Raw genomic sequence first — 11,079 nt, forward strand, 5'->3', positions numbered from 1 at the left:
AAAGCTCGTCGTCGTCGCCGTCATGAGAAAACTCATCGAGGCCGCAAACCTCGTCCTCAGCCGGCAACAGCCCTGGATTAGACAACCCACTTAACATGGTTGCTCATCCGACCGGTCTCCGACCGGCCACCTTCTCCCGCAAGGGGAGAAGGAATCGAGGGCGGCGGCTCCCTGAGACCAACCCAGTGGAGCCGCCTACTCGCCCTGCTCCGCGAGCGTGTGCGCCACGATGGCGTTCGCATGCCCATGCCCCATCCCATGGTCGGCCTTCAGCATCGCCACGAGCTCCATGTGCCTGGCCGGCATCCGCCCCCGCACCAAGGCCTTCCACTCGGCGATCGGGCGCCCGTAGGTCTTCTCGATGGACGGAAAATAGGACGCCGGTCCCTTGATCTTGTCGTCGGCCATTGGGCGGTGCTCCTGGTTGGTCCTCAAAGGACGAAAGGAGGGCGGGACATCCGACAAGGACGGACCCTCGACTTTTGAGTTCAGGGCGGGCGGCTTGTGTAATTACAAATCTATAATTATATGGAAGCCATGACCAGCGTCCGATTTGAATGGGACGAGGCTAAAAACCTCTCAAATCAGCGCAAGCATGACGGTGTGAGCTTCGAGGAAGCCCGGCAGGTATTTCAGGATCCGCTGCACATCTCGGTGCAGGACCGCATCGAGGGCGGCGAACAACGGTGGCAAACCGTTGGGGCGGTCCAGGGCGTCGTGATCCTCCTGGTGGCGCACACGGTCAGAGGGGAAGACGCCGACGGCGGGTCGGTCGAGGTCATCCGTATCATTTCAGCGCGACGGGCCACGCCGCGAGAGAGGCGACGTTATGAAAACGAAACAGGTTAGCCCCACCCCAGAAACCCTGCCGGCGCTCACCGACGCGCAGCGCGAGCACCTGGCCGAGCTGGCGGCGTTGCCTGACGAGTCGATCGACACCAGCGACATTCCAGAGCTGTCAGACGAGGCGTGGAGCGCGGGCGTCCGTGGGCGCTTCTACCGGCCCATAAAGCAGCAGATCACCGCCCGCGTAGACGCCGATGTGCTGGATTGGCTCAAGTCGCAGGGCAGGGGGTATCAGGGCCGCCTGAACGCCATTCTGCGGCGGGAAATGCTGGCCTCGCTTAAGCCGGCGCGGCGGTCGTAAACAAAAGCGCAACACCGGCCGCCAGGACGGCGAGGGGCATTGTCCTCTATGAGACGCTTCCCCTACCCCCGCCGCGCCGCCTCGATCTTCGCCACGTCGATCTTGCCCATGGTCATCATCGCCTCGAACACCCGCTTGGCGACCGCCGGGTCGGGGTCGGCCATGCCCTCGTTCAGCTGGCGCGGCGTGATCTGCCAGGAGAAGCCCCAGCGGTCCTTGCACCAGCCGCACTGGCTCTCCTGGCCGCCATTGCCGACGATGGCGTCCCAGTAGTTGTCGGTCTCCGCCTGGCCGTCGGTCTCCACCACGAAGGAGACCGCCTCGTTGGCCTTGAAGAGGGGACCGCCGTTGAGGCCCAGGAAGGATTGGCCCAGCACGGTGAACGCCACCGTCAGCTCGGCGCCGGCCTTGCCGTCGGGAAAGTCGCTGGGCGCCGTCGCGGCGGGTCCGACGTGGCTGTCGGGGAACAGGCCGGCATAGAACTGCGCGGCCTTGCGGGCCTCGCCGTGGTCGAACCACAGGCAGGTGGTGAACTTGGCCATCGTCGTCCTCCTTGGGTTGTCTGATCCAAGGACGAACGAGGCGCAGGGTTCCCGACACGGGCCTGGGTCCCGCCGCTCATCCCGGCGCCAGCCGGGCTTGGAGTCATCCGGGACCTTCGATCAGGGCCCCCCGTTCGTGACGTTCGTGAGGTTCGTGGTTCAACTTTTCCGGCCGTAACGCCGCCGAGGCATATCAGATCGACCACGAACCTCACGAACAGGGGATCATACCTAGCCTCTGTGCGTGAATCTGGGTCCCGGCCTTGGCTGCTTCGCGCCGCCGCTTCGCGGTCGCCGGGATGAGCGGACGCGCCAACGCCTCGGCCCCACAACGAAAAACGCCCGCCGGGGGGACCGGCGGGCGTTTCGCGTTCAGGGTGGAGAGAAACCCTACTCCGCGGCGATGGAGATCGACTGGGCGATGCGGTCCTTGAAGTTGATCTCCTGCAGGTAGGCGATGCCTTCCTCGGCGATGTCGTCGCCGACCATGCGGTCGCCCTCGGCCTTCAGTTCGTCGAGGTCCACATAGATGGCGTAGAAGGCGCGGGTCCGCTCGGTGATGATGCCGGCGTTCAGCAGGGTCTTCACCAGCACGCGGAAGATGTTGGACTGCTCCTTCATGCTCTCGCGGCGGGTCTCGTCGTTCATGTTGGCGGCCATCTCGGCGATGACGCGGTCGGGATCGAGGCCGAACTCCTCATAGAGGTCGCGCTGCTGGGTGGGGGCCACCAGGTTGAACAGCAGGGTCTGGAAGCAGTGGGCCGCCCAGGTCTCGATGATCTCGTGCTCGGCTTCCGACAGGTGCGGGATGGTGCGGTCAGCCCAGATTTTCCCGAACTTGTGGTGGAAGGCCTCGTCGGTCATCACCAGCTGCATCAGCTTCTTGCCGAGCGGGTCGTTGATATTGTTGAAGAAGGTGGCGAAGGCGCCCATGGCCAGGCCCTCCACCAGCATCTGCATGCCGATGATCTTCTTGTAGACCTCGGGCGAACCAATGATGTCGATCAGCAGGGCCTTGAGGGTGGGGCCGGCTTCCACCGGGCGGCCCCAGCGGGCCTTGATGTACTTGGCGAAGGCCGTGACGTGACGGGCCTCTTCGCGGGTCTGGTTGGCGGCGTATTCCTGCGCCCCCTGGTCCAGCAGCACGTGGCACAGGCTGGCCGACAGGTTCAGCGCGCCCTGCTCGCCGTGCAGGATCGAGGAGAAGGACCGCAGCGCCGACTGGTTGGCGAACCGCACGCGGGTCTTCCAGTCGCTGAGGTGGTTGGAGACGTAGTCGGTGGACAGGGAAACGATCATGTCCTCCGGCAGGAGCATCTGGTTTTCCATGTCGAAGGGCTCGTCGAAGTCGATGTACTTCTTGTCGAGCGGATCCCAGAAGTGGTCGTGGGTGGCCGAGATGATCTTGTCGAAGGCGGTCGAACGGGCGCCGTAGCGGTCGAGATCCAGCATGGCCTCGAAGTCGTCCGGGGACACGGCCTCGTAGATGATGTCCTTGGTGATGTTGCCGTCGGCGGCCATGGGCTCGTCTCCTGGGGTAGGCGCATTGGCGCCCGGTTTCCTCTTGCGGCGACGATCACCCGCAATCCTTACGGAGTCAATAAAGGTGACGGGGGCGTCATTTTCATTGTCCGCTCACCCCGGCGCAGGCCGGGGCCCAGATTCACCTGCGACCTCCGGGCATAGAGTCCCCGTTCGTGTTGTTCGTGAGGTTCGTGGTCCCAAGTCTTCCTGCCGGGACGCCGCGAGGCCGATCAGATTGACCACGAACCTCACGAACCTCACGAACAGTGGATCAGACCTGATCGCCGAGCATGAATCTGGGTCCCGGCCTGCGCCGGGATGAGCGGTGGAGGGGCTGAGCCCTACTCCCTCTCGATCGCGTCGATGTGGTCGTCCGACAGGCCGAAGTGATGCCCGATCTCGTGGACCAGGACGTGGCTGACCAGTTCGGCCAGCGTCACGTCGCCGCGGTCGACCCACTCGTCCAGGATCGCCCGTCGGTAGAGAAAGATCATCGAGGGCTGCGGCGAGGGGTCGAACACCGTGCGCCGGCCGATGTCGACGCCCTGGTAGAGGCCGGTCAGTTCGAAGGCGTCCTCGATGCCCAGCTCGTCGAGCACGTCGCGGCCTGCGAACTCGTCGACCCGGAAGATCACGTCGCCGGTCATCTTGCGGAAGTCGTCGGGCAGGGCCGCGAAGGCGGCCTCGGCCAGGGCCGCCAGATCGTCGAGGGAGGGGGCCAGGGCGCTGGCGTCGGGGGGGCTACTCATCAGGCATGATGATATGCGGCGCCTCGGGGGGCCGTGTCTCGAAGAGACCGATGTCCAGGGGCTGCTGCGGCTTGACCGGCCGCATGGGGGTGCGGGCGAGCGCGTTCAGAGCCTGATAGTCCAGGGGTTCGCGGGCCTTGCGCCGGGCGGCCCGGGCCTGAGGCCCCTCCGCCGCCCGCGCCGCCGAGGCCAGCCGCCAGTAGCTCACCTGCAGCCGCCAGACGGTCCTGGGCGCGGGGCGGGCGGCGGGCCAGCGGCGGCCGTCCTTCAGGCTCGGTTGCACCGGGGGCGGCGGCCGCCCGTCGATCATCTGCGCCAGGCGGCAGAAGCGGTCCTCGGCGGCCGGGGCCACGATCCTGCCCGGCCGCTCGTCCTCCACCTTGCCGGCATGGGCGTCCAGGGCCGCCTCGCGGCTGGCATAGGGCGGCCCCACCGGCTCGGTGACGAAGACCACCTCCTGGCCCGCCGCGGCGGCGGCTTCGCGTTCGCGCGCCGCCCGGGCAAGCGGCGCCTGCAGGGCGGCCTGCGCATCGGCGGCCACCGGATAGAGGATCGCGGTCATGGCTGGATTATCGCCGAACGGGACGCGAACGCCTATGTTCATCCTGATGATTCGGCAGGCCAAAGGACCAGCGCCCCGGGTGACGCGATGAGCGAGCTGGACCTGATCCTGGCCGCCGCCGCCGGCGCCGTGCTGCTGGCCATCTGCGCCACCCTGTGGGCGCTGGCCCAGCGCCGGCAGTCCGACGCCCGGCTCGAGGCGATGCGGGCGAAGATCGCCACCCTGGAGGCCGGCGCCGAAGCGGCCCAGGCCTCGGCCGAGGCCTTCGATTCCGCCCTGCTGGCCGTCGAGGACGGCCACGCCCTGCTGGCGTCGGGCGAGGAAAGCCTGGCGGCCTGCATTTCGGCGCTCGGCCTCAGCGACAGCGATCCCCAGCACGTGGTGGCCGCCCTGATGCGCGCCGATCCCGACCACGCCCGTCGACTGCGCGCCCTGTTCGAGCGCGGCGAGGCCTGCGCCTTCGAGGTCCAGGGCCCGGGCGGCATGGTGGCCGTCGAGGGCCGGGCCGCCGGCGCCCTGGCCTGGCTGCGCCTGTCGGCCGTGATGGGGGAGGACGCCGGCCTGCCAACCGCCCCGCGCTTCGCCGCCTTCCTGGACGCCCGCTCCACGCCGGCCTGGGTCGCCGCCGCCGACGGCAGCCCGGTCTGGGTCAACGCCGCCTGGCTGGCCGCCGTCGACGCCGCCAGCCTGGACGACGCCGCCGCCAAGGGCCTGAGCTTCGACAAGGCCGCCGACGCCCTGGCCGCCGAGGCCGCCAACCTCGGCCAGAAGCGCGAGGCCCTGCGCTGGTCGTCCTTCGCGGGACGCCGCCGCGCCTTCCAGATCACCGCCCAGCCCCTCGAAGGCGGCGGTGTCGGGGTCTGGACCGAGGATGTCAGTGAGCTGGAGGAACTGCGCGAGGCCTTCAAGCGCCACGTCGAGGCCCACGACGAGACGCTGAACCACATCGCCGACGCGGTCGCCATCTTCTCCAAGACCAAGCGGCTGATCTTCCACAACACCGCCTTCGCCGAGCTCTGGGGCCTGGAGCCCGCCTGGCTGGCCGAGCGCCCCACCCACTCCGAGGTGCTGGACCGCCTGCGCCAGCGCCGCCGCCTGCCCGAGACCGCCGACTACACCAAGTGGAAGGCCGCCGAGCTCGACCGCTACGAAGCCCTGGACGCCAGCCCCGACGACATGTGGTCGATCCCCGACGGCCGCACGCTCAAGGTCGGCCGCCAGGTCCACCCCCTGGGCGGCATCGTCCTGCTGTTCTCCGACATCACCGGCGAGCTGCGGCTCAAGGCCCAGTACAACGCCCTGATCCAGGTGCAGCAGGCCACCCTGGACAAGCTCAACGACGCCGTGGCGGTGTTCGGCGCCGACGGCCGCCTGCGCCTGCACAACGAGGCCTTCGAGCGCTTCTGGAACATCACCCCCCAGCAGCTGGACCAGGCCCACGACTTCGAGGGCGTGGTCGAGCTCTGCATCCCGCGTCTGCACGACATGGGCTTCTGGCGCGAGCTGAAGGGCCGCGTCGCCGACACAGATCCCGCCGCCCGGGCGCCGATCTCCGGCGAGGTGAAGACCAGCGACAGCCGCATCGTGGTCTATCAGTCCCGCCCCCTGCCCGACGGCGCGACCCTCATCGCGTTTGGCGACGTCACCGACGCCCGCAAGCTGGAGAGCGCTCTGGCCGACCGTTCCGCGGCGCTGGCGGAAACCGAGCGCCTGAAGCGCGACTTCGTGGGCAATGTCTCCTATGAGCTGCGCACCCCGCTCACCACCATCATCGGCTATTCCGAACTGCTGGAGCGCTCCGGCGAGAACCTGTCGGAACGCGGCCGCAGCCACGCGGCCGCCGTCCGCTCGGCCGCCACTCAGCTCGCCCGCTCCATCGACGACGTCCTGGACATGGCCCAGATCGACGCCGACGAGATGGCGCTGGACCTGGAGGACGTCCACGTCGCGCAGCTGCTGAACGACGCCGCCGCGCGGCGCGCCGACGAGGCCGCCGCCGCCCAGGTCACGGTGAAGGTGGAATATCCCGACGACATCGGCCTGATCCGCGGCGACATCAAGCGTCTGGCCCAGACCCTGGACCACCTCACCGAAAACGCCATCCGCCAGACCCCGCCGCAGGGCACGGTCACCATCTCGGCCCGCCGGGCGCTGGGCGAGATCCAGCTGCAGGTCTCCGACACCGGCCGCGGCATCCCCTTCCACGTCCAGGCGCACATCTTCGACCGTTTCATCGGCCGCGAGCGCGGCGGCCCGGGCCTGGGCCTGGCCCTGGTGAAGTCCCTGGTGGAGCTGCACGGCGGCTGGGTGGCCCTGGAGAGCGAGCCCGGCGCCGGCGCCACCTTCACCTGCCACCTGCCGGAAGCCGCCCAGGGCGCGGCGGGTCATCCCGAGTTGGGCTTCTAGGCGCCCCCCAGGGGCCAACGGGACATCCCCGCCTTCGTCCTTCTCCCCTTGCGGGAGAAGGCGCCTATGCCCCCGCGGTCGCCCGGGCCCGGTCGGGACCTTGGCGGTATTGAGATCCTAAAGAACCAGGTGAAACCGACTGCCGCCCCCTGCTAGTCTGGTCTCAACGAGACCAACACATTGCAGGGGACGAGACATGATCAAGACCAGGATTACCGAGATGTTCGGCGTCGAGACGCCGATCGTCATGGGCGGCATGACCGGCGTCGGGCACGCCCGGCTGGTGGCCGCCGTCGCAAACGCCGGGGCGCTCGGCTTCATCGTCGCCCACCATTCCAGCAACAAGCAGGAACTGCTCGAAGAGATCGAGCTGTGCCGCAGCCTGACGGACAAGCCGTTCGGGGTGAACCTCACCCTGCTGCCGTCGCTGAACAAGATTCCCTACGACGAGTACCGCGAAGCCATCATCGAGAGCGGAATCAAGATCGTCGAGACCGCGGGCCGCAACCCCACCGACCACCTGCCCGCCTTCAAGGCGGCCGGGGTGAAGGTGATCCACAAGTGCACCTCGGTCCGCCACGCCGTGACCGCCGCGCGCCATGGCGTCGATATCATCTCCATCGACGGCTTCGAGTGCGCCGGTCACCCGGGCGAGGACGATGTCGGCCTGATCGTGCTGCTGCCGGCCACGGTGGACGCGCTCGGCGACGTGCCGGTGATCGCCTCGGGCGGCATGGCCGACGGCCGCAGCCTGGCCGCGGCCCTGATGCTGGGCGCCGAGGGCGTCAACATGGGCACCCGCTTCATGGCCACCCAGGAATGCGCCATCCATGAGAACGTGAAGAAGAAGATCGTCGAGAACACCGAGCGCGACACCCTGCTGACCAACCGCACCCTGCGCAACACCAGCCGCGTGGCCCGCAACGCGGTGTCCGAAGAGGTCGTGGCGATCCAGCAGGACTCCACCAAGACCATCGAGGACGTGCGCCACCTGGTGGCCGGCGTTCGCGGCCGCACCAACGTCATGGGCGCCGGCGACACCGACGGCGGCATCTGGACCGTCGGCCAGAGCCAGGGCCTGATCCACGACATCCCCACCTGCCAGGACATGGTCGCCGCCATCATGCGCCAGGCCGAACAGGTCCTCACCAAGAACGCCCAGCGCGTGGTGGTGAGCGCCTAGCAAAATAGCGCCCCTTCTCCCCTTGCGGGGTCGGGAGCGGCGTTTCGCCAAAGCGTTGGCGAAACGCATAGCCGGGCTTGAGTAGCCCGGCTCGCTCTCGACGGTGGCCGCTCGGAGAGCGGTCGGATGAGGGGTCACACTCCCCTCTCCGCGCATCGTCCAACCGCCCCAACCCGATAGGCCAATCGACCCCTCATCCGACCCTGCTCCTCAGGGCCACCTTCTCCCGCAAGGGGAGAAGGAAAACTCAGAACCTCATGCCCCGCATCGCCGCCGCCCAGACCCCTGAGTTCCGCGAAGACGTTGAAGCGGCGCTTACCTTCGCCCTGACCGTCATCGCCACGGCGACGGCCCAGGGCGCAGCCCCTGGGTTCCGGCTCTCCGCTGCGGCCGGGATGACGATTGGCTCCTACCCCGGCGCAACCCGGGTCTCGATTCACCCCAACCTCTAAGGCTGGCCCGCCTGTTCGTGTCGTTCGTGAGGTTCGTGGTTCCAAGTCTTCCTGCCGTGACGCCGCGAGGCGGATCAAGATCGACCACGAACCACACGAACCACGCGAACAGACAATGACCCGCATCGCCGCCGCCCAGACCCCTGAGTTCCGCGAAGACGTCGACGCGGCGCTTACCTACGCCCTGACCGTCATCGCCGAGGCGACGGCCCAGGGCGCCGACCTGCTGGTCTTCCCGGAAGGCTACCTGCAGGGCTACCTCACGCAGGAAGCGCCCGCCCGCCGCCACGCCCTGAACCTCACAGGCGAGGCCTTCGCGGCGATCCTCGCCCGCCTGCCCGAGGCCGGCCCCACGATCGTCCTGGGCCTGATCGAGGAAGAGGGCGGCCGCATCTTCAACACCGCCGCCGTCATCCGGCACGGCGAGCTCCTGGGCCGCTACCGCAAGACGCACCTGCTGGCCGGGGAGGCCTTCTTCGGCCCCGGAACCGACTGCCCCGGCTTCGAGGCTGGCGGCCTGACGTTCGGAATCAACATCTGCTACGACACCAACTTCCCGCAGGCCGCGCAGGCGGTCGCCGAGACCTGCGCCACCCTGCTGATCTGCCCTGCCAACAACATGATGAAGCGCCCCGCCGCCGAGCACTGGCGCGACCGCCACAACCCCGCCCGCGCCGAACGCTGCCGCGAGACCGGGCTGTGGCTGATCTCCTCCGACGTCACCGGCCAGCGCGGCGACCGCATCGCCTGGGGCCCCACCGCCGTGCTCAACCCCCAGGGCGAGGTCGTGGCCCAGCTGCCCCTGGACCAGCCGGGCCTGCTGGTCTTCGAGATGCCGTAGCCAAGTTCTCCTTGCAGGGTCGGAAGAGGGGTCGATCGGCCTCTCGGACAACCCCACAACGTCCCTCCGGAAATCACTCCGGCGCAGCCGGGACCCCACGCACCCTTTGGACCAGCCCCCCGTTCGTGACGTTCGTGTGGTTCGTGGTTCCAAGTCTTGAAGCCGCGACGCCGCGTGGCGGAACAAGATTGTCCACGAACCACACGAACCACACGAACAAGGAAGCGGAGCCCTCATGCGACCGGTCTCCACCCGGAACCGCGACCGACCGCGACGCCCAACGACACGATCAGCCCCTTATGCTCGTAATAGCGCAGGGCCGAGGCCCGCACCCTGGAGCGCCGCGTCGGCTGGGCGATGTCACGCACCGCTTGACCTCAGGTCGCTTGCAGAGCGCCCTCACCCGACCGATGACCGCAAGCCCGAGGAGCCGACATGACCGCCCAACCCCCGCAGACCCCCGCCCAGCCGAGCTACTGGAACCAGGCCGGCGGCCAGGCCTGGGTCGATCTCCAGGACCTGATGGACCGCCTGAACCAGCCGATCTGCGACGCCGTGGTCGCCGCCGGCTTCCCGGGCGCGGGCGGCGCGGTGCTGGACATCGGCTGCGGCGCCGGCGGCACCACCCTGGAAATGGCCCGCCGCGTGGGGCCCCAGGGCCGCAGCGTCGGCGTCGACGTCTCCGCCCCGCTGCTGGAGGCCGCGCGGACCTCGGCCAAGGCGCAAGGGATCGCCAATGCGCAGTTCCTGGAGGGCGACGCCCAGACCTTCGACCTGGGAACCGCCGCCTACGACGCCGCCATCTCCCGCTTCGGCGTTATGTTCTTCTCCGACTTCGAGGCGGCCTTCGCCAACCTGCGCCGCGCGTGCAAGCCCGACGCCAGGCTCGCCTTCGCCTGCTGGCGCAGCCCCGCCGACAACCCCCTGGCCGGCGCCCCCATCGAGGCCGCCGCCCCCTTCCTGCCACCCATGCCGCAGTCGGACCCTGACGCGCCGGGCCGCTGGGCCTTCGCCAAGCCCGACCGCGTCCGGGGGATCCTGACGCGCAGCGGCTGGCGCGACATCGAGATCGTCCCCCTGGACGTCCCCACCCCCATCGCCCCGGGCGACCTGATGACGCTCAGCCTGCGCATGGGCCCGCTGGGCGCCATGCTGCAACAGGCCGACGCGGCGACCCAGGCCAAGGCCCGCACGGCCGTGGCCGAACGCCTGGCGACCTACGAAACGGGCGGCATGGTGGCGATGAGCGCGGCTTGCTGGCTGGTGACGGCGCGGGTCTAGGGTGTGCAATCCGCCGGGGCGTCGGGGCTCAACCGGTATGCCGCCAAACCCCCTCGTAGAGATCAAATGATCTGAGGGGGCGCAGGCTCTCCCAGATGGCGTCTTCGCCAATCTCATCCACGAGCCGCGTGGGAATGGATATTCCGAACTGGCCTGGGGCGATTAGAAACCACTCGCACTGAGACGCCGCAACGCCAAGATGTCGCTCCACCTCGGCAGGATCGGCGCACTCAACGATCAATTGAAGGCCCACTAGAGCATTCTGCGACCTGATTGAATCGTTGGGGATTCCCAGGGCCCGCGGATTCTGATTCAAGCTCTGTGCTGGTGACGGAGGCTGGCACCTATGAGCAAGGCGCTGTCAGTTGATCTTCGTGAGCGTGTGATCGGCG

Annotated in this window: 12 protein-coding genes; 7 read left to right on the forward strand and 5 right to left on the reverse strand. The window is 68.4% G+C overall.

Features of this window, described 5'->3' with window-relative positions; all coding sequences use genetic code 11:
* Positions 1 to 195: 195 nt before the first annotated feature.
* Complete coding sequence (locus Q8N10_RS02355; RefSeq protein ID WP_304775559.1) at positions 196 to 408, reverse strand: DUF4287 domain-containing protein; 213 nt, start codon at positions 406 to 408, stop codon at positions 196 to 198.
* Between the two features lie 129 nt (positions 409 to 537).
* On the opposite strand from Q8N10_RS02355, the gene Q8N10_RS02360 reads away from it, so the two are divergent.
* Positions 538 to 849, forward strand: a complete 312-nt coding sequence (locus Q8N10_RS02360) for a BrnT family toxin (RefSeq protein ID WP_304775561.1) — start codon at positions 538 to 540, stop codon at positions 847 to 849.
* Positions 830 to 1,147, forward strand: coding sequence for a BrnA antitoxin family protein (locus tag Q8N10_RS02365; RefSeq protein ID WP_304775564.1), 318 nt, complete (start codon positions 830 to 832; stop codon positions 1,145 to 1,147). The genes Q8N10_RS02360 and Q8N10_RS02365 overlap by 20 nt, the downstream gene beginning before the upstream one ends.
* 62 nt (positions 1,148 to 1,209) lie before the next feature.
* On the opposite strand, the gene Q8N10_RS02370 is transcribed toward Q8N10_RS02365, so the two are convergent.
* From Q8N10_RS02370 to Q8N10_RS02385, 4 genes are all read right to left on the reverse strand, one after another.
* Positions 1,210 to 1,689: a VOC family protein gene (locus Q8N10_RS02370; protein ID WP_304775565.1), complete on the reverse strand. Its 480-nt coding sequence runs from the start codon at positions 1,687 to 1,689 to the stop codon at positions 1,210 to 1,212.
* A gap of 390 nt (positions 1,690 to 2,079) precedes the next feature.
* Positions 2,080 to 3,210, reverse strand: coding sequence for a ferritin-like domain-containing protein (locus tag Q8N10_RS02375; protein ID WP_304775568.1), 1,131 nt, complete (start codon positions 3,208 to 3,210; stop codon positions 2,080 to 2,082).
* Positions 3,211 to 3,554: 344 nt separating this feature from the next.
* Positions 3,555 to 3,962: a metallopeptidase family protein gene (locus tag Q8N10_RS02380; protein WP_304775569.1), complete on the reverse strand. Its 408-nt coding sequence runs from the start codon at positions 3,960 to 3,962 to the stop codon at positions 3,555 to 3,557.
* Positions 3,955 to 4,524, reverse strand: a complete 570-nt coding sequence (locus Q8N10_RS02385) for a hypothetical protein (RefSeq protein ID WP_304775574.1) — start codon at positions 4,522 to 4,524, stop codon at positions 3,955 to 3,957. Before Q8N10_RS02385 ends, Q8N10_RS02380 begins: the two co-directional genes overlap by 8 nt.
* 87 nt (positions 4,525 to 4,611) lie before the next feature.
* On the opposite strand from Q8N10_RS02385, the gene Q8N10_RS02390 reads away from it, so the two are divergent.
* The 5 genes from Q8N10_RS02390 to Q8N10_RS02410 all read left to right on the forward strand — a co-directional run bounded on the left by Q8N10_RS02390 (position 4,612) and on the right by Q8N10_RS02410 (position 10,687).
* Positions 4,612 to 6,930 carry an ATP-binding protein gene (locus tag Q8N10_RS02390; RefSeq protein WP_304775576.1) on the forward strand — a complete coding sequence of 773 codons (2,319 nt, stop codon included), beginning with the start codon at positions 4,612 to 4,614 and terminating at the stop codon, positions 6,928 to 6,930.
* Positions 6,931 to 7,126: 196 nt separating this feature from the next.
* Positions 7,127 to 8,113 (forward strand): nitronate monooxygenase family protein, encoded by a 987-nt coding sequence (locus Q8N10_RS02395; protein WP_304775579.1) that lies wholly within the window; start codon positions 7,127 to 7,129, stop codon positions 8,111 to 8,113.
* A gap of 257 nt (positions 8,114 to 8,370) precedes the next feature.
* The gene (locus Q8N10_RS02400; RefSeq protein WP_304775581.1) at positions 8,371 to 8,565 is read left to right on the forward strand and encodes a hypothetical protein; all 195 of its coding nucleotides are present in this window, start codon (positions 8,371 to 8,373) and stop codon (positions 8,563 to 8,565) included.
* A gap of 115 nt (positions 8,566 to 8,680) precedes the next feature.
* Positions 8,681 to 9,406: a carbon-nitrogen hydrolase family protein gene (locus tag Q8N10_RS02405; RefSeq protein WP_304775583.1), complete on the forward strand. Its 726-nt coding sequence runs from the start codon at positions 8,681 to 8,683 to the stop codon at positions 9,404 to 9,406.
* A 435-nt stretch (positions 9,407 to 9,841) separates the two neighbouring features.
* A complete protein-coding gene (locus Q8N10_RS02410; RefSeq protein WP_304775584.1) occupies positions 9,842 to 10,687 on the forward strand; it encodes a class I SAM-dependent methyltransferase in 846 nt (281 codons plus the stop codon).
* Positions 10,688 to 11,079: the final 392 nt, after the last annotated feature.

The organism is Phenylobacterium sp. (assembly GCF_030693625.1).
Taxonomy (GTDB): Bacteria; Pseudomonadota; Alphaproteobacteria; order Caulobacterales; family Caulobacteraceae; genus Phenylobacterium; species Phenylobacterium ferrooxidans.

Bases quoted from the DNA above. Each gene is read 5' to 3' on its own strand.
- Q8N10_RS02355 (WP_304775559.1), bottom strand. From the start codon at position 408: ATGGCCGACGACAAGATCAAGGGACCGGCGTCCTATTTTCCGTCCATC.
- Q8N10_RS02360 (WP_304775561.1), top strand. From the start codon at position 538: ATGACCAGCGTCCGATTTGAATGGGACGAGGCTAAAAACCTCTCAAAT.
- Q8N10_RS02365 (WP_304775564.1), top strand. From the start codon at position 830: ATGAAAACGAAACAGGTTAGCCCCACCCCAGAAACCCTGCCGGCGCTC.
- Q8N10_RS02370 (WP_304775565.1), bottom strand. From the start codon at position 1,689: ATGGCCAAGTTCACCACCTGCCTGTGGTTCGACCACGGCGAGGCCCGC.
- Q8N10_RS02375 (WP_304775568.1), bottom strand. From the start codon at position 3,210: ATGGCCGCCGACGGCAACATCACCAAGGACATCATCTACGAGGCCGTG.
- Q8N10_RS02380 (WP_304775569.1), bottom strand. From the start codon at position 3,962: ATGAGTAGCCCCCCCGACGCCAGCGCCCTGGCCCCCTCCCTCGACGAT.
- Q8N10_RS02385 (WP_304775574.1), bottom strand. From the start codon at position 4,524: ATGACCGCGATCCTCTATCCGGTGGCCGCCGATGCGCAGGCCGCCCTG.
- Q8N10_RS02390 (WP_304775576.1), top strand. From the start codon at position 4,612: ATGAGCGAGCTGGACCTGATCCTGGCCGCCGCCGCCGGCGCCGTGCTG.
- Q8N10_RS02395 (WP_304775579.1), top strand. From the start codon at position 7,127: ATGATCAAGACCAGGATTACCGAGATGTTCGGCGTCGAGACGCCGATC.
- Q8N10_RS02400 (WP_304775581.1), top strand. From the start codon at position 8,371: ATGCCCCGCATCGCCGCCGCCCAGACCCCTGAGTTCCGCGAAGACGTT.
- Q8N10_RS02405 (WP_304775583.1), top strand. From the start codon at position 8,681: ATGACCCGCATCGCCGCCGCCCAGACCCCTGAGTTCCGCGAAGACGTC.
- Q8N10_RS02410 (WP_304775584.1), top strand. From the start codon at position 9,842: ATGACCGCCCAACCCCCGCAGACCCCCGCCCAGCCGAGCTACTGGAAC.